At 59.2% G+C, this 18,195-nt stretch carries 14 protein-coding genes; 6 read left to right on the plus strand and 8 right to left on the minus strand.

The features are described 5' to 3' along the window. Positions 1–15: 15 nt before the first annotated feature. Positions 16–2,778, minus strand: a complete 2,763-nt coding sequence (locus DVA43_RS10700) for a sigma 54-interacting transcriptional regulator (RefSeq protein ID WP_114315530.1) — start codon at positions 2,776–2,778, stop codon at positions 16–18. A gap of 446 nt (positions 2,779–3,224) precedes the next feature. Between DVA43_RS10700 and DVA43_RS10705 the strand changes: the two genes are divergently transcribed. Further along, positions 3,225–4,559 carry an MFS transporter gene (locus DVA43_RS10705; protein WP_114315531.1) on the plus strand — a complete coding sequence of 445 codons (1,335 nt, stop codon included), beginning with the start codon at positions 3,225–3,227 and terminating at the stop codon, positions 4,557–4,559. A gap of 36 nt (positions 4,560–4,595) precedes the next feature. Here DVA43_RS10705 and DVA43_RS10710 read toward each other — a convergent pair whose 3' ends face one another. Beyond that, positions 4,596–5,324: an IclR family transcriptional regulator gene (locus DVA43_RS10710; RefSeq protein ID WP_114315532.1), complete on the minus strand. Its 729-nt coding sequence runs from the start codon at positions 5,322–5,324 to the stop codon at positions 4,596–4,598. Between the two features lie 170 nt (positions 5,325–5,494). Between DVA43_RS10710 and DVA43_RS10715 the strand changes: the two genes are divergently transcribed. Next, positions 5,495–6,187 (plus strand): RraA family protein, encoded by a 693-nt coding sequence (locus tag DVA43_RS10715; protein WP_114315533.1) that lies wholly within the window; start codon positions 5,495–5,497, stop codon positions 6,185–6,187. Further along, positions 6,187–7,116, plus strand: coding sequence for an NAD(P)-dependent oxidoreductase (locus tag DVA43_RS10720; RefSeq protein ID WP_114315534.1), 930 nt, complete (start codon positions 6,187–6,189; stop codon positions 7,114–7,116). The genes DVA43_RS10715 and DVA43_RS10720 overlap by 1 nt, the downstream gene beginning before the upstream one ends. A gap of 33 nt (positions 7,117–7,149) precedes the next feature. On the opposite strand, the gene DVA43_RS10725 is transcribed toward DVA43_RS10720, so the two are convergent. Continuing rightward, entirely contained in the window at positions 7,150–7,590 is a 441-nt protein-coding gene (locus DVA43_RS10725) for a GNAT family N-acetyltransferase (RefSeq protein ID WP_114315535.1), read from the minus strand. A gap of 188 nt (positions 7,591–7,778) precedes the next feature. On the opposite strand from DVA43_RS10725, the gene DVA43_RS10730 reads away from it, so the two are divergent. The 3 genes from DVA43_RS10730 to DVA43_RS10740 all read left to right on the plus strand — a co-directional run bounded on the left by DVA43_RS10730 (position 7,779) and on the right by DVA43_RS10740 (position 11,822). Beyond that, positions 7,779–10,208 carry a membrane-bound PQQ-dependent dehydrogenase, glucose/quinate/shikimate family gene (locus DVA43_RS10730; RefSeq protein ID WP_114315536.1) on the plus strand — a complete coding sequence of 810 codons (2,430 nt, stop codon included), beginning with the start codon at positions 7,779–7,781 and terminating at the stop codon, positions 10,206–10,208. Between the two features lie 83 nt (positions 10,209–10,291). Further along, positions 10,292–10,969, plus strand: coding sequence for a type 1 glutamine amidotransferase domain-containing protein (locus DVA43_RS10735; RefSeq protein WP_114315537.1), 678 nt, complete (start codon positions 10,292–10,294; stop codon positions 10,967–10,969). A 112-nt stretch (positions 10,970–11,081) separates the two neighbouring features. Then, complete coding sequence (locus tag DVA43_RS10740) at positions 11,082–11,822, plus strand: nitroreductase family protein (RefSeq protein ID WP_114317123.1); 741 nt, start codon at positions 11,082–11,084, stop codon at positions 11,820–11,822. 95 nt (positions 11,823–11,917) lie between these two features. Here the strand turns inward: DVA43_RS10740 and gsiD are convergent, their stop codons facing one another. Genes gsiD through iaaA form a run of 5 tightly spaced genes read right to left on the minus strand, consistent with a single transcriptional unit; the run spans position 11,918 to position 18,191 of the window. Continuing rightward, positions 11,918–12,829 (minus strand): glutathione ABC transporter permease GsiD, encoded by a 912-nt coding sequence (gene gsiD / locus DVA43_RS10745; protein WP_103178818.1) that lies wholly within the window; start codon positions 12,827–12,829, stop codon positions 11,918–11,920. 1 nt (position 12,830) lies between these two features. Next, a complete protein-coding gene (gene gsiC, locus DVA43_RS10750) occupies positions 12,831–13,751 on the minus strand; it encodes a glutathione ABC transporter permease GsiC (RefSeq protein WP_114315538.1) in 921 nt (306 codons plus the stop codon). Positions 13,752–13,798: 47 nt separating this feature from the next. Continuing rightward, positions 13,799–15,337 (minus strand): glutathione ABC transporter substrate-binding protein GsiB, encoded by a 1,539-nt coding sequence (gene gsiB / locus DVA43_RS10755; RefSeq protein ID WP_114315539.1) that lies wholly within the window; start codon positions 15,335–15,337, stop codon positions 13,799–13,801. A gap of 32 nt (positions 15,338–15,369) precedes the next feature. After that, positions 15,370–17,241: a glutathione ABC transporter ATP-binding protein GsiA gene (gene gsiA, locus DVA43_RS10760; protein WP_114315540.1), complete on the minus strand. Its 1,872-nt coding sequence runs from the start codon at positions 17,239–17,241 to the stop codon at positions 15,370–15,372. 11 nt (positions 17,242–17,252) lie between these two features. Further along, positions 17,253–18,191 carry a beta-aspartyl-peptidase gene (iaaA, locus tag DVA43_RS10765; protein WP_114315541.1) on the minus strand — a complete coding sequence of 313 codons (939 nt, stop codon included), beginning with the start codon at positions 18,189–18,191 and terminating at the stop codon, positions 17,253–17,255. Between the last annotated feature and the right edge of the window lie 4 nt (positions 18,192–18,195).

Consider the following 18,195-nt stretch of genomic DNA (forward strand, 5'->3'; position numbering starts at 1 on the left):
GAAGGATGGGAGGGTTTAAAACTCTTGATCTGCCTGAATAAATTCCGTTTCCAGGGTCAGAATATTGTGGATATAGCAGAGCTCGACGACGGGTATTTTGACACTATAACTGCTCTCAATGACACTAAAGGCCTGGCGCAGCAGCGCCAGCTCGCTTTCAGGACACTGTTGTCCGGCATAGGTGGAAGGTGACGCGTTACGGATGAGCCGCTCAATCAGACAGCTGATGTGCACATAGAGCGCCACCTTGCGTTCGTTTGGTACCTGGTAGCCAGCCAGATGCTCGTAGCGAAAGACAAACTGCTCCACCTGGTTAATCACTTTGGTGGTATCCAGAATGGTGACCGACTCAATCACCCGCCGCAGGGAGAAGTTCTTCAGCAGTAGATTGTTGATCTCATCCACCTGCTCCTGGGTGGCAATGTCACCGAAGATGCGCATCAGCGGTCGCGTTCCCTCCCCGGCAATTAGCGAATCCAGCGAGATCCAGGGGACGTCGGGCACCTGTGGATCGAAGGTGCCGACAATCGCCAGTATGTCGTAGCGGTTGAAGGCCACCGCCCGCTCCTGAGGGTCGCTGAGCATCTCGTAGTCACAGGCGATCACCTCTATCCCCAGCGCCTCCGGGATGCTGGCCTTCAGCAGATGACAGAGATTGGCCGCCGCGCCGATCCCGGTGATGCAGGTGGTAAGTATGACCCGGGGTTTACTGGCCTGCGGCCAGAAGATCTGGTGCTCTACCGGTAAATCCGCGCCAACCTCTTGGGCAATCGCCTCGATGTGGTGCCCTTGCAGGATCCTTTCTCCGACATAGAGCGCCATGCTGGTGGAGACGTTATTCACAATCGCCACCGGGGTCGAGAGGCGACGCTGAAAGTGGCTATGGATAGCGTTAAGCGACCCCATATCCACCAGGATCATCAGCCCGGACGTCACGGCGTTACTTTCGATGTAGTGCATGACCTGCTGGGCAATCGCCTCCGGCGTGACGTCGAGAGGCATATCGAAGGATTCAAAAACGGTCTGTTTCAGTAAGCGGTTCGCCACGTTAGCAATACTGCTGGCGGTGGCGTAGCCGTGGGCCAGGATCACCGCCCGCGTCACCTGGGCTTGACTCACCGCCCCGGCTTTATGCAGCCACAGCACCAGCAGCACGGCATCGATGCGCTGGGCCTCGATATCGAGTTTTTGCGTCAGAGCGGCGATCATCGCCTGGCAAAAACGGTACAACTGGGGGTACTTTTGCGCCAGGAAATCATCCAGCAGACGGACACGCTCCTGGCTCAGGGCAGAGAGGCCACTGTGGGCGCGATGCACCAGATAGTGGCTCAGGGCGTAGATCCCATTGCCGTTAAACTGCACGTTAAACTGCTGCTCCAGGCGGTAAAACGCCTCCCGCACCTGCTGGGTGGTGAGCTGCAACAGTGGCGAGGCGGTAGTCTCGCGATGATGGAACACCAGCCGGTCGAACAGGGTTTCGATCTCCTCCCCCATCCGCCGGTGCACATCCTCCCAGTCTGACCGACCGGCGATCACCTCTTCGTACAGAGCCAGCACCTGACACTGGGTGTCATGGATCATCCCCTGGGTCCGGTCGTGGGCGCGGAGCAACCACAGCAGGTTAGTCTGCGGCTCTATCGTCAGCGGCTCTTCCACTACGGGCGCATCGCTCAGCGTCGGGATGGCAGCCAGCACCTTCTCCGGCAGATCCTGAATGGTGACGCCAATCGCCGCCTGCCCCCGCTGTCTGGCCCACGCCGCGGCGACCGCATACTTGACCACGTTTTTCAGTTCGCCCACGTTGCCGCGATAAAGCGCATGATGAAGCACCTGGCGCAGACGGGGCGTCAGGTTCAGGCGCACGTCCAGCTTTTTCGCCTCCCGCCAGAAGAACTGGAGGATCAGCGCCTCTTTTTCCTGGCGGGATCGCGCTTTTAGATCGGGCAGCGTGACCAGGATGGGAATACGCCGCAGGAAGGTGGTTAAAAAGGTGCTGTGCAGCTCCTCGGTGGTGGCAAAGACCAGCCGGGTGGTGATGGGACGACCCTGGGCGGTTTCCCCCACCCGGTAGATCTCCTTGCGATCGAGCCAGGTAAAGAGTTTCTCCTGGCCCTCGGCGTTCAGGCGATGCACCTCGTCGAGAAACAGCATTCCCCCATCGGCGGCTTCGAATGCGCCTTGTTTATCGGTCTGCGCCCCGGTAAAGGCCCCTTTCACATAGCCGAACAGGTTCGCCGCCAGCAGCTCAGGGTTGCTGGCGTACTGAGCGCAGTTGAAGCTGACAAAGGGGGCATCATCCGCCAGGAGCCCCTGCGAAATGGCGTAGGCATGCATCAGGTTCGCCATATAGCTTTTGCCGGTGCCGCTCTCCCCGGTGATCAGCAGCGGCAGGCCGCCATCCGGATAGAAAAGCGCCGTTTTTAGCTGGGCAATGGCCTTTTTCAGGCTGCCGTCATGACCGATCAGCAGCGAAAAGTGATCCGGCGGTTCCTGCCCGCTGTCGCCGTCATTCAGCAGCTGCGCGATGCTGTCGTATTCGTTGCCTGACGGGGGGAAGAACTGCTGGCTGAAGGCTTTCTTGTGCAGGAAGTAGACCGGCCGGGTATTGATTTTAACCAGCTCGCCCTGAGCCACCAGCTGATTCAGATAGTGGCTGGCGGTGTTGCGTTTGAGATCAAACCGCTCCGCAAGGTAGCTGGCGGTGAAGACCTCGCTCAGGTTTTGCGGGTCAAAAAAATCGGTCTGGTTGGCCAAAAAGCTCAGGATTTCATTACGCATGGCTTATCCCACAACTGGAGTGTCATGGGGATATGATGCCCGCAAACGCGCGGACGGAGGGAACGCGACGGCGGGTTATGTGCGCTTTTGTGGGGGAGTGCACAGATTGCCGGGTGGCGGCTACGCCTGACCCGGCCTACGAAAAAACGGCACCGCATTGAGTGTAAATGTCCCCTGCCCTGCATTATTTGGCCCCTCCCTCTCTACATATCTACTACGCCTCATCTGTGAGTCACCTCTTATTTACATCATTTAAACCTTCCATTAACTGGATAAAAAGAACGCGTCACCGCTATAGTGGTTTTGTTCTATAAAATCATGTTGTACACAGTAAAACAAAAGGAATGCACCGCAGCCGGGCTTAACAAGCTAGTGGCCAAAGGGAGAGCGCTGCTTACTTTGCTGAGAATTTCCTGATAAACATAATGAAACCCTGCGAGGAAATAATGACAGAGCACATTCATAACGGCGTGACGGCCACAGAGGCGATAGAAAGAGAGACCATGCGCAAGGTTATCTGGCGCATCCTCCCGTTTCTGATCGTCAGCTACCTGGTCTCGATTATCGATCGTGGAAACATTGGCATGGCTTCACTGCAGATGAACGAAGATCTCGGCCTCAGCAAAGCCGCGTTTGGCTTCGCCAGTAGTCTCTACTTTGTTGCCTATTTCCTGTTTGAAGTGCCGAGCAACCTGGCAATGCAGAAAGTCGGCGCGCGACTGTGGATCCCACGCATTATGATCAGCTGGGGCGTGGTGTCGATGTGCATGTCGCTGGTTGAGAGCACCACGTCGCTCTATATCGTGCGTTTTCTACTCGGCGCGGCAGAGGCAGGCTTTTTCCCGGGCGTGGTGCTGTATCTCACCTGGTGGATCCCATCCCGCTACCGGGCACGGATCATCGCCTCATTTATGGTGGCGATCCCGCTGGCCAACTTTATCGGATCTCCCCTCTCCGGCCTGATCCTGACGCTGGATGGCTGGATGGGTCTGCGCGGCTGGCATCTGCTGTTCATCATTGAAGGCTTACCCGCCGTGCTGCTGGGGATTGTTGCCTGGTTTATTCTCCGCGACCGCCCGCATCAGGCCAGTTGGCTGAACAATGAACAAAAACAGTGGCTGGAATCCACTCTGGAAAGTGAACGTCAGCAGTCAAAAAATATCGGCCACCAAACGACCTGGCAGCTGCTGAAACACCGTCACATCTGGCTGATGGCGCTGATCTACACCGGTGCGTCCTCGGCAGGTACCACCATCAGCGTCTGGTCCCCGCAACTTCTGAAATCGTTCCACCTCGACAACATGACCATTGGTCTGCTCAACGCCATCCCTTACGGTCTGGCATCGGTGCTGATGATCGTGTGGGGACGCAGCTCAGACCGCAGCAACGAGCGTCGCTGGCATACCGCGCTGACTCTGTTCTTAATTGCAGCAGGCGTGTTCGCGGCGTTTGTTAGCATCTCTCTGCCGGTAACTATTGCGATCCTCAGCGTGATGCTGGTTGGGGCATACTCGATGAAAGGTCCATTCTGGGCGCTGGCGTCGGGCTGGATGAACAGCACTTCGGCAGCTGCGGGGCTGGCCGCCATCGGGGCCATTGCTAACCTGATTGGCGGTGTGGTGATGGTGAACGCCTATGGCATCATTAATGAACGCACCGGCAGCCATACGCTGGCGATGCTTCCACTGGCAGGTCTGTGTATTGCCGGGGGCATTGCGGTGCTGGTGATGGGACGTCAGGCTCGCCGTCACGTGAGTCAGGAAAACCAGTTGACCCATTAAGATGGCCACGCGGGACTGCGGTCCCGCGTGCAGGCATCAGTTCTCCAGCTCCTCTGCTTCACCGTAGAACTCAATGCAAAATGGCTTGCTGGCCCCCATCTTCAGCGAAAGACGGCTGGCGGTGGCCTTCATCAGCTGGCTTACTCCCCGATCCCGACGGTCTTCGGTCAGCCTTGACGACGGCCCGGTCAGTGCCAGGGCAGCAATAAGTTTGTCATGCACGCCAAACACCGGCATTGCAAAGGCGGCGGTATGGGGGTCGCGTGCTCCTGAGGTGTAGAGCGGAACCGATGGTTCTCCCTCAGGCAACGCTTCATTCAGCCCCCAGTGACGAAGTACCTTGCTGATAGCGGAATCGTCGAGCGGAAATTGACTGCCCGGCAGGTTGCTGTGGCGCAGCCCATGAGACGCTTCTGCACGAAACAGGCAGAGTCGCTGCCCGCCTTCCAGCACATACCAGCTTGCACTTTCCTGCGACTCCTGCGACAACGCCTGCAGCTCAGGCTGTACCACTCTGGCGAGATGAAACGACTGTTCGTAGAGCTTACCCAGATAAAGCAGACGCGGACCCAGGGCATAGTTGCCATCATCATGTCTGACGACGTAGTTCATGCGTTCCAGAGAATTCATCAACCGGTATACGGTGGTTTTATGATATCCCGATAACTGTGCCAGCGCGGTCAGCGTCAGGCTCTCATCGCCGGGACGGAAGCAATCCAGTAAAGCCAGCGCCTTTTCAACCGCCACAACGCCTTCATTACCCATCGTTTTCTCCTTTTATGGTCGGCAAAGAGTGTACCTCAAATTTTGTGAGTCACTTCGTGTTTACATCACAAACGCCAACGCAGCTCTGGCTAAAAGCGAAACAATCCCGCTATAGTTGTTTTGCATTGTACACCTGCATTGTACACAGTAAAACAACTATGGAGGCATTCATGTCCGCATCAGAAAAAACCATGATCAATCGCCAGTTCGAACGTGTATCCCCGGAAGAGGTTCTCCAGGCCGCTGAATATCAGGCTGCTATCCTTGCGGATGTGGCAGGTCGTCGCGGTACGCTGCACGGCCGCATTAAGCCGCTGGCACCGCATATGGCCCTCGCCGGCCCGGCAATTACCGTGGAAGTGCGTCCGGGTGACAACCTGGCCATTCATGCCGCCATGGCAATTGCCCAGCCCGGCGATGTGCTGGTGGTGGATGGCAAGGGCGATATCAGCTGCGCCCTGTTGGGTGAAATCATGGCGACTCAGGCCGAGGCCAGCGGTATTGCCGGGATCATCATTGACGGTGCCGTACGTGATGCTGAAACCCTGAGTAAGGGAAATTACCCGGTGTTTTCCGCAGGCCTTAATCCATGTGGCCCCACCAAATCGATCCCGGGCCGGGTGAACCATGCCATCTCCGTTGCCGGTGCGACCGTGTGTCCCGGGGATCTGGTGGTGGCGGATATTGACGGGGTGGTGGTCATTCCACGCGATGAAGTGCAGCAGGTTATTGCCCAGGCCAAAGTGAAGCTGGAGACCGAAACCCGCCGCCTCGAGGCCATCCGCAAAGGCGATCTGCGCCCGCACTGGCTGAATGATGCGTTGCGTAAAGCAGGAATGTTAACCGACGGGGAGACGCTGTAATGGGCGATAAAAAGGTCATTCTGGTTACCGGGAGCGATCTGGCTGAGCAGGCTGTCGCGATGTTGGGTAACTATGAGATCGTGTATGCCGGTCGCCAGCCCACGGAAGCGCAGCTGATAGCGCTCTGCGAACAGTACAATCCTGTGGCGATCCTGGTGCGTTACGGCAAGATCACGGCCAGTATCATGGACGCAGCCCCGGGGTTAAAGGTCATATCCAAGCATGGTAGCGGTATTGACGTCATCGATCAGGCGGCAGCGGCTGAGCGGAATATCGCCGTCTGTTCTGCGCCTGGTGCCAACGCCGCCGCCGTGGCGGAACATACATGGGCCATGATCCTGGCCTGCGCCAAATCTGTTGTCTCCCTCGATAAACGTCTGCGTGACGGGCACTGGGATAAATCCACGCATAAATCTCTGGAGCTGGAGGGCCTCACCCTGGGCCTGATTGGCCTGGGAGCGATTGGATCCCGTGTTGCCACGGTGGGTAATGCGTTCGGCATGCGCGTGCTGGCCTACGATCCCTTTGCTAAAACCCTGCCCTCCTCCTGTGAGCGTGCAGAAACGCTGAATGACCTACTGTCCCACGCGGACGTGATCTCCCTGCACTGCCCCTTAACCGCGGACAATCGCGGTATGATTAACGCTGAAACGCTTGCCCGCTGTAAGCGAGGCGCTATTCTGGTTAATACCGCTCGCGGCGGTTTGATTGATGATAACGCCCTGATTCATGCCCTGGACGAGGGGATCCTGCGAAGCGCCGCGCTGGACAGCTTTACGGTCGAGCCGCTGGCGGCACCCCATATCTGGCAAGGGAGAGAAGATGTGATTATTTCCCCTCATATTGGCGGCGTGAGTGAAGCCTCGTATATCAAAATGGGCACCGTCGCGGCCGGGAATATTTTGCAGGTTTTAAACACAAGCCGCTAAGATTTCACTATTGAGCTTATACCTGGATGATTATTAAACCGTAATCCTGTACCGAACATAATCATCCACCGTTGCAAGCTTGTCATATAACGCCCGGGCCGGATTGCCCTCCCGGGTGACCCAGTAAACCTTCGACCACCCTTTCTCCCGGGCTTCATTAATAACTGCTTCAATCAGCGCCCTGCCCGCCCCCTTGCCGCGTGCCGCGTCATCGACAAACAGGTCTTCCAGATAGCAGAGCGGCTGGGTCACCCAGGTGCCTTCATGCAGCACGCAGATAGCAAAACCCACCACGCCCTGTTCGGTTTCTGCCAGTCGGCAAAACAGAGCGGAATCCGGGGACAGTACCCGCCGCCAGGTCGCCAGAGTCACCGCCTCATCCAGCCTGTTGCCGTAAAAATCGAGATAGCCCTTCCACAATTTTAGCCATGCGTCGTAATCGTCCGCTTTTGCCTCACGAACCTTAACCATCATTGTTACTCCTTGTTCTGTCAGAGAGAGTCTGATGATAACAAGATTTGCCCCCTGCCTGCCCGACGCTTCAGAAAGCTATTTCTGGTAAATATATTGTTACCTGGTTGTTGTACACTCGCGCGCCTTAGATTATAAATCATCGTTTTTGAGTGATTTCACTCAATTTTTGCCAACATCAGGGAACATTTATGTCCGTTCAAAAATTATCCAGAACCGCAGCGGTGCTGCTGGGGCTTCTGGGCGTCTTAATTCTGGCGATGGGGATATTCTTCGCTTACTACGGTGGGAAGTTGGTCAGCGTTCAGGGCAGCCCCTACTTTCTGATCAGCGGCTGCCTGCTTATCATCTCGGGTGTGCAGATCCTGCGCCAGCGTCTGAGTGGCGCAGCCCTCTATTTTGTGGTGCTGGCAGGTACTGCCCTTTGGGCCCTGTGGGACGTCGGCCTGGACTTCTGGCCACTGGTCTCCCGTCTGTTAACCCTCGCGGGCATCGCCATCCTGGTGGCGCTCTCCCTGCCATCGCTGCTGCGCCGCGCCGGTAGAACCCCGTGCTGGAAAGGTGCTGGCGCAATTGCGGCAGTGCTGGCGATCGCCTTTGCTGCCACCGTGGGGGGCATGTTTGTCCCGCACGATCCGGTGACGGCTTCGGGTGCGCAGTTACCCCTCACCCCGGTTAAACCCGGTGAAGAACAGAAGAACTGGGCGAACTACGGCAACACGCCGGGCGCATCGCGCTTTGTGGCTCTGGATCAGATCACCCGTGATAACGTCAAAAACCTGCAGGTGGCCTGGACCTACCGTACCGGCGATGTTCCCGTCAGCCCGAACGGCGGCGGCGCGGAAGATCAGCAGACCCCACTGCAGATCGGCAACAGGCTGTTCCTCTGCACGCCGCATAACAACGTGATTGCCGTCGATGCGACCACCGGCAAGGAGTTGTGGAAAACCGAAATCAACGCGAAACAGAAAAAATGGATGCGCTGTCGCGGCCTGGCCTACTTTGATGTCGACGCCCCGCTGCAGCAGCCAACCCTGCCGGGCTCTTCGCCGATAGCCACCGTTTCTCTGCCTGCGGATGCCCAGTGCAAACGCCGGATCATCATGAACAGCGTGACCCCTGAACTGGTTGCCCTCGATGCCGATACCGGTCAGTTCTGTGAAGAGTTCGGCAACCACGGCCGCGTCAGCCTGAGCGCGCAGATGGGTAAAGGCGCGGATACCGGCCAGTACTACCCGACCTCTGCCCCGACCCTCGCCGGAACGACCATCGTGGTGGGCGGCCGCGTGGCGGATAACGTGGCGACGGATATGCCGGGCGGCGTGGTGCGCGGTTTTGATGTGATCACCGGCCAGCTGCGTTGGGCCTTCGATCCGGGCAAACCGGACGACCAGAACGCGCCAGCCGAGAATGAAATCTACACCCGTTCCACCCCGAACGTCTGGGCGCCGATGTCTTACGATCCGCAGTCCAACACTGTCTATATGCCAACCGGCAGCGCGGCGGTGGACCTGTGGGGCGTGAAGCACAACGCCCTGGATCGCAAGTTTGGCGCCTCTATGGTGGCGGTGGACGCCAGCACCGGTAAGGTGAAATGGGTTTACCAGACCGTTCACAACGACCTCTGGGACTTTGACGTCCCGATGCAGCCAACCTTTAGCGACTTCCCTGCTGCGGATGGCAAAACCACCCCGGCGCTGATCTTCGGCACCAAATCCGGCCAGCTGTTTGTGCTGGATCGCGCAACCGGTAAGCCGCTGACCAAAGTCGAAGAGCGTAAGGTGACGCAGGGCCAGATCCCGAAAGAGATCTACTCCCCGACCCAACCCTTCTCGGTAGGCATGCCGACCATCGGCGCAGAAGTGTTGAAAGAGTCCGACATGTGGGGCGCAACCCCGTTTGACCAGCTGATCTGCCGTATCGAGTTCAAATCCAAACGTTACAACGGCCTGTTCACCCCGCCGGGGGATGATCCGTCGCTGAACCTGCCGGGCTCGTTAGGCGGCATGAACTGGGGCGGCCTGACGATTGACCCGGTGAATCAGTACCTGTTCATCAACGACATGCGCGTGGGCCTGGAAGTGCAGCTGATCCCGGCTTCACCGGAGATTCAGGGTGCCAAAAATGATGGCAACGAAGCGGCCGCCATCAGCCGTCCGGTGCCGCTGGCCGGTACGCCGTACGCCATTAATGCCAAAGTGCGCTTTATGTCGCCGGTAGAGATCCCCTGCCAGAAACCGCCGTTTGGCACCCTGACGGCGGTGGATCTGAAAACCCAGAAAATTGCCTGGCAGGTGCCGGTGGGTACGGTGAAGGATACCGGTCCGTTTGGTGTGAAGATGGGACTGCCGATCCCGATTGGTATGCCAACTATCGGCGGCACCATGGCCACCCAGGGCGGCCTGGTGTTTATCGCCTCGACGCAGGATTACTATCTGCGCGCGTTCGATACCTCAACCGGTAAAGAGGTGTGGAAAGCCCGCCTACCGGTGGGGAGCCAGAGCACGCCAATCAGCTATAAATCGCCGGTGGACGGGAAGCAGTATCTGCTGATCACCGCGGGCGGCGCGCGTAATTCCCCGGATCGGGGTGACTACGTGATTGCTTATAAGCTGCCGTAATAGTTCTGAAACAGCCATCCCGCAGGGGATGGCTTAACCGAACCAGGCTACTTTTATATCTCGTATCATCACCGGAGATAACAATGAAAGTCTTAATGGTTCTCACCTCTCACAGCGACCTTGGCAACACCGGTAAGAAAACGGGCTTCTGGCTGGAAGAGTTTGCCGCCCCGTATTACATCTTCAAAGATGCGGGAGCCGAGGTGGTGCTGGCTTCCCCGGCAGGCGGTCAGCCACCGCTGGATCCCAAAAGTGACTCAGCCGATTTTCAGACCGAACTGACCCAGCGCTTCAAAGCCGATCCGGTGGCCCAGCGCGAGCTCGCCAACACCCTGAAGCTCGACAGCGTGCGTCAGGACGATTTTGATGCCGTCTTCTATCCGGGTGGCCACGGCCCGCTGTGGGATCTGGCGGAATCCCAAACTTCCATCGCCCTGATTGAAGCCTTCACCCGTGCGGGTAAACTCACCGGCTTCGTCTGCCATGCGCCGGGCGTGCTGCGCCATGTGAAGGCCGCTTCTGGCGAGCCGCTGGTCAAGGGCCGCAAGGTAACTGGTTTTACCAACGGTGAAGAGGCCGACGTGGAACTGACCGACGTGGTGCCTTTCCTGGTGGAAGATGAGTTGATCGCCCTGGGTGCGAACTACCAGAAAGGCCCAAACTGGGGATCCTTTATTGTCGAAGACGGCCAGTTGATCACCGGGCAGAACCCGGGCAGTTCCGAAGCGGTAGCAAAAGCGTTAGTGGCTGCGCTTCGCTAATCCCCCCGCCCGGCCGCTGGCCGGGCTATTCCCTCCCGCGCTTTTCGCATAGAGTGTTAAAGACAAAACGGTGATGAACTGCCAGGATTTTGCGATTCACACCGGAGATGCTATGAACACCATTATTGACCTGTTTAACGACCATAAAAGCGAGCGCAGCTTTACCGATCAAGCCATTGATGACGCCACGCTCGAACGCATTATCAGCACCGCTTATCGTGCTCCTACCTCCGTCCATTCCCAGCAGGTGTCGGTCATCGTCACGCGCGATGCCGAAAAGCGGGCGCAGATTTCGCAGATCGCCGGCGGCCAGCCGTGGATCGCCAAAGCCCCGGTGTTTATCACCTTTGTGCTGGATATGTACAAAACCGAGGTTGGCATGAAGCTGGCGGGCAAGGAGCAGATAGCGCATCAGAGCATAGAGAGCCTGGTGGCTGGTGCAACCGACGTGGGCATTGCCCTGGGCTCGGTGATGGCGGCAGCCCGCTCCGAAGGGCTGGGGATTGTGCCGATTGGCGGGATCCGTCTGCGCCCACAAGAATTGATTGAACTGCTTGGGCTGCCGGAACACACCTTCCCGGTGGCGGGCGTGGTGATTGGTCATGTCGATGTGCCATCCCATCACAAACCGCGTCTGCCGCTTGAGACCTTCCGCCACGACGAAGCCTATGTCACCGACGGGCTGGAAGCGAAAATCACCCGCTACAACCAGCAGATGACCGAACACTGGCAGGCGATTAACCGTACCGACGGGGATACCTGGAGTGAAAGCGTGAGCGGGTACTACCAGCACATTTACTTCCCGGACGTGCTGCCAGCCCTGATTAAGCAGGGCTTCGGCGTCGACAAGTAATTCCAGCCCTTACCCGGCGGCGCTTCGCTTGCCGGGCCTACGGCTTATGTAGGCCGGGTAAGCGCAGCGCCACCCGGCAAAATGCACGCCCCCGCTCACCCCTTAATGCGCGGGTCCAACGCGTCCCGCAGCCCATCTCCCAGCAAATTAAACGCCAGCACGGTGAGGAAGATCGCCATGCTCGGGAACAGCGCCACGTGCGGAGCAATCACCATATCGGCCCGCGCCTCGTTAAGCATCGCTCCCCACTCCGGGGTCGGCGGCTGGGCGCCTAAGCCGAGAAAGGACAGGCTCGCCGCTGAGATAATCGACACCCCGATACGCATGGTGAAATAGACCACGATGGAGGAGACGGTGCCCGGCAGGATATGGTTAAACAGAATCGTGGTGTCGCTGGCACCGATACTGCGCGCCGACTCGATAAAGGTCTGCTGTTTCAGCACAAGGGTATTGCCGCGCACCAGACGGGCGAAGGCTGGAATGGAGAAGATCGCCACGGCGATAATCACGTTAGCCATGCCGTTGCCCATCACCGCCACCACCGCAATCGCCAGCAGAATGCCGGGAAAGGCAAAGAGCACGTCGCAGATGCGCATGATAATCCGGTCCCACCAGCCTTCATAATAACCTGCCAGCAGGCCCAGCACCGTGCCGATGGCCGCGCCAATCAGCACCGCAAACACCCCCGCCGCCAGCGAGATCTGCGCCCCCATCAGCACCCGGCTGAAGATATCACGCCCCAGGGAGTCCACGCCGAACCAGTGCATCATCGATGGCCCCTCGTTCAGACGGTCGTAATCGAAATAGTTCTCCGCATCGAAGGGGACGATCCACGGGGCCAGTATCGCCACCAGGATCAACATCAGCACGAACAGCCCGGCGGCGATCGCCACCGGCTGCTTGCGAAAGCGTCGCCAGAATTCATGCCACGGAGTGCGGATCTGATCCGGTTTAAGTCCCGGCATCGCCTTTAACATGGCCTGCCGGCGCCAGTTTAACAGTCGCATCTTACTTGTACCTGATAGCCGGATTAATGGCGGCATACAGGACATCCACCACTAAGTTGATAAGAATAAACTCCAGCGAAAAGAGCAATACTTCCGCCTGGATCACCGGGTAGTCGCGCATGTCGACGGAATCGACCAGCAGGCGCCCTAATCCCGGCCAGTTAAAGACCTTTTCCACCACGATGGAGCCGCCGAGCAGGAAGCCAAACTGCAGCCCCATCATGGTCACCACCGGGATCATCGCATTGCGCAGGCCATGCTTGAGGATCACCCACCTCTCGCTCACCCCCTTCGCCCGGGCGGTGCGCATATAGTCTTCATTCAGCACATCCACGAATGAGGCGCGGGTGAAGCGGGCCATCACTGCCGCCACCGCCGCGCCCAGCGTCAGCGAAGGCAGGATGTAGTGCCGCCAGCTGTCCGCGCCCACGGTGGGCAGCCAGCCCAGCTCCACAGAGAAGATCTGCATCAGCAGCATCCCCAGCGCAAAGGCCGGGAAGGAGATACCGGTCACCGCCAGCGCCATACCCAGCCGGTCCGGCCAGCGGTTACGCCACACGGCCGCCACAATCCCGGCCATCAGGCCAAACAGCACCGCCCAGGCCATGCTGGCGAGAGTCAGCCAGAAGGTAGGCATAAAGCGGCTGGCAATTTCCGCGGAAACGGGCCGACGGGAGACCATCGAGATACCAAAATCGCCCCGCAGGACGTTGGTTATATATTGCCAGAACTGCCGGTAGAGCGGCTGATCCAGCCCCAGTTGCTTACGCACCAGCTCAATGACCGTGGCATCCGCTTCCGGGCCGGCAATCAGCCGCGCCGGATCGCCTGGCAGCATATGGACGAATAAAAAGACCAGCACCGCGACAATCAGCAGCGTCGGGATCAGCCCCAGCAGGCGTTTAATCACATAATTCAGCATGCACATTCCTCTCATCCCGCAGGCGCATACCTGCGGGAATGAGTGCTCTATTTCAGATCCGCGTCGTCAAAGCTAAAGCCGGTATCCGGCATGATGTAGAATCCGGTCAGCGCCTTGTTGTGCGCCGAGACCAGCTTCTCTACCACTAACGGCACCCACGGCGACTCCTTCCAGATGGTGTCCTGCGCGTCCTTGTACAGTTTCGCTTTCTCTTCCGGCTGGGTGGTTTTCAGGGCATCCGTCAGATCTTTATCCACCTGCGGATTACTGTAAAACGCGGTGTTGAACAGGGTTGGCGGCCAGTTTTGCGAGGCGAACAGCGGCGACAGCGCCCAGTCGGCTTCGCCGGTGGAGGCCGACCAGCCGGTGTAGAACATCCTCACCCCGCTCTCTTTCTGCCCTTTGCCTTCCACTTCGGCGGCACGCTGTCCGGCATCCATCGCCGTCACCTTCACCTTAATACCCACCTGCGCCAGCTGCTGCTGGGTAAACTGCAACACCTTCTGGGCGGTGCTGTGATTGTGCGACGACCACAGAGTAGTGCTGAAGCCGTTCGGGAAGCCAGCCTCTTTCAGCAGCGCGCGCGCCTTCGTCGGATTGTATTCCCACGGATGGTACTGCTGGGAGTATGCAATGGACGGCGGCACCACGCCCGTTGCCGGGGTGGCATAGCCCGCAAAGGCTACCTTCACCAGCGCCTCGCGGTTGATGGCGTAGTTGATCGCCTCGCGCACTTTCGGGTTATCGAACGGCTTTTGCGTCACGTTCATGCTGATGTAGCGCTGCATAATGGACGGGCTGGCGACCAGCTCCAGCTTGCTGTTTTTGCCGAGCAGCGCCGCCTGCTCATAGGGGATCGGGAAGGCAAACTGCGCTTCGCCGGTCTGTAGCATCGCCGCCCGGGTGTTGTTATCCACCACCGGACGCCAGGTGATGGTGTCCAGCTTCGGCAGCCCCTGCTGCCAGTAACCGGCAAACTTCTTCACCTTCACAAAGTCGGTCTGGTTCCAGGTCACCAGCTCATACGGCCCGGTACCCACCGGATGGAAGCCAATCTCTTTGCCATATTTTTTCAGCGCCTCGGGGGAGATCATCGCCGTGGCCGGGTGCGCCAGAATGTTGATAAAGGCGGAGAACGGTTCCTTGAGAGTGATTTTTACCGTGGTGGGATCGACGGCTTCAGTGCTGGCGATATTTTTATAGAGGTTGTAGCGCTTGAGGCTGTTGTCCGGGTTGCTGGCGCGATCGAGGTTGACCTTCACCGCCTCGGCATTGAAATCGGTGCCGTCCTGGAACTTCACCCCGCTGCGCAGCTTGATGGTGTAGACCAGCCCGTCGTCAGAGACGGTATAGCTCTCGGCCAGCACGTTTTTCAGCTGCATCTCTTTATCGAGACCGAACAGCCCCTGATAAAACGACTTTGCCACCTGCTGGGAGAGCGTGTCGTTGGCGTCATAGGGATCGAGGGTGGTGAAATTGGAGGCCACCGCCACTACTACATCTTTTGCTGCGAAGGCCGGCGTGGCCGCGAGGGCCGCCGTTACGCTCGCGGCTAACAGCCATCTGCGAGCAACAAATTCTGTCATGTTCTTCTCCTGTTGTTCCCTGCTGTCTTAAGTTATAAACGCGAAAAAGCATTGTCCTGACGCGGCGGCGCGACAAAATGGCCGGGGCTGACCTCCCGCAACGCCACGCGCTCGGTGGGTTCTCCCCGCTGGCGAATGTTACCCGGCAGCTCGTCCTGCAACAGCACCCGTCGGGCCTGCCGGTGAGCCGGATCGGCTACCGGCACCGCCGCCATCAGTTTGCGGGTGTAAGGGTGCTGGGGATTTTCAAACACCGCCCGCCGCGGGCCAATCTCGACAATCTGCCCGAGGTACATCACCGCCACCCGGTGGCTGATGCGCTCCACCACCGCCATATCATGGGAAATAAACAGAAACGCGATGCCCATCTCCCGCTGCAAATCGAGCAGCAGGTTAATGATCTGCGCCCGGATGGAGACATCCAGCGCCGAGACGGACTCGTCGGCAATCACCACCTTCGGGTTCAGCGCCAGCGCGCGGGCAATACAGATCCGCTGCCGCTGGCCGCCGGAAAATTCATGGGGATAGCGCCAGGCATGTTCCGGTTTGAGGCCCACGCGCTCCAGCAGCCACGCCACCCGCCGCTGGGCGGCGTCCCCGTCCAGCAGGTTATGCACCCGCAGCGGCTCCATAATCGAATAGCCCACCGTCTGGCGGGGATCGAGGGAGGCGTAGGGATCCTGGAAAATAAACTGAATATCCCGCCGCAGGGGTTGCAGCTTCCCGGCCGGCAGGGTGTCGATGCGCTCACCGTTAAAGGTGATGGTACCCTCCTGGGCCTCCACCAGCCGCAGCAGCGCCCGGCCGGTGGTCGATTTGCCGCTGCCGGATTCGCCCACCAGCGACAGCGTTTCGCCGGGCCATAAATCGAAACTGACGCTCTCTACCGCGTGGACTTCGCGCTTGACGCGGTTAAACAGGCCGCCGCGCAGCGGAAAGCGGGTCACCAGGTCACGCACCTGTAAAATGGGTTCGCCGGGCACCACGGTATCCTGCTCAGTTTCAGCCTCCTGATAGCCGGGTTCGGCAAGGGAGAACAGCGGAAAACGCCGGGGCAGATCGCTGCCGTTCATCGCCCCCAGACGTGGCACCGCGGCCAGCAGCGCCTTCGTATAGGGGTGCTCAGGAGCATGGAAAATCTGCTCCACGGTGCCGGTTTCCACCGCCTCGCCCTGATACATCACCAGCACCCGATCGGCGATATCCGCCACCACGCCCATGTCGTGGGTGATAAAGATCACCCCCATCTCCATCTCCTCCTGCAACACCTTGATGAGCTGCAGGATCTGCGCCTGAATGGTGACGTCCAGCGCGGTGGTCGGTTCATCGGCAATCAGTACCGCCGGGCGACAGGAGAGCGCCATGGCGATCATCACCCGCTGGCGCATGCCGCCGGAAAGCTGGTGCGGATAGCGCGACAGCACCGCGTCGGCCTCCGGGATCCGCACCTGCTCCAGCATGCGCCGGGCTTCGGCCAGCGCCCCCTCGCGGTTCAGACCCTGATGCAGGCGAATGGATTCGGCGATCTGCTCCCCCACCGGAAAGACCGGATTGAGGGAGGTCATCGGCTCCTGGAAAATCATGGCGATATCCGCGCCGCGCACGCTGCGCATCTGGGAGGAGTTCAGGGTAGTGAGATCGCTCACCTGGCCGTTACGACGGCGCAGCAGCAGGCTGTCGCACGCCACCTGCCCGCCGGACTGTTCAATCAGGCGCATCAGCGACAGCGCGGTCACCGATTTACCGGAACCGGACTCACCGACAATTGCCAGCGTCTCGCCGCGTTTTAGCGAAAAAGAGAGGTGTTTAACCGCCGGGATCGACTGACGGTTGTCGGGAAAGGCAACGTTCAGGTTGTGCACCGCCAGCACCTGCTGACTGTCCAGTTCATCACTGTGCGGCATGCCTCTCCCCCTTATTCACGGTAAATTCCGGTGCTTGGCGTATCGCCTGCGTATCCCCAGGCACGGTACATGCCCTCACTGTTAAACGGTAGTGCCACATTGCCCTCGCGATCGATGGCAATCAGCCCGCCGCTGCCCTCCAGCGCCGGGAGTTTTTCCATTACCACCCGCTCGCAGGCTTCTGCCAGGCTTAAGCCGCCGTAATCCATCAGCGCGGCGATATCATAGGCGGCCAGAGTGCGGATAAACACTTCGCCAGTGCCGGTACAGGAGACCGCCACGCTGGCGTTATTGGCATAGCAGCCTGCACCGGGCAGCGGGCTGTCGCCCACCCGACCGGGCAGTTTGTTGGTCATTCCCCCGGTGGAGGTGGCCGCGGCCAGATTGCCTGCTTTATCCAGCGCGACGGCGCCCACGGTACCCATTTTGCTCGCCTCGTCCAGCGGGGCGGCGTGGTCGAGCCGGGTTTCCCCCGCCCCGCGCGCCGCCAGCAGCTGCTGATAGCGCTCCGGGGTAGAGAAAATCTCCGGCGACACCGCCTCCATGCCGTGGGCAAAGGCGAATTTCTCGGCGCCCTCCCCGACCAGCAGCACGTGCGGGCTCTGCTCCATCACCAGACGGGCGGCCAGCACCGGGTTGCGCAGATGGCTGACCCCGGCCACGGCGCCCGCTTTCAGGGTAATGCCGTCCATCACGCAGGCATCCAGCTCGTGGGTTTCATCGCGCGTAAACACCGCGCCAATCCCGGCGTTAAACAGCGGGCACTCCTCCAGCAGGCCTACCGCTTCGGTGACCACATCCAGCGCGCTCTCTCCCGCTTCCAGCATTCGCTGGCCGGTTTCCACAATCGATGAGAGCGCCTCAACGTAGCGCCTTTCCTGTTCCTGACTAAGCTGCGCGCGGGTGATCGCCCCGGCGCCGCCGTGGATTGCAATGACTGCCTTCCCCATTTAC

It is taken from the genome of Leclercia sp. W6 (assembly GCF_003336345.1).
Classification (GTDB): Bacteria; Pseudomonadota; Gammaproteobacteria; order Enterobacterales; family Enterobacteriaceae; genus Enterobacter.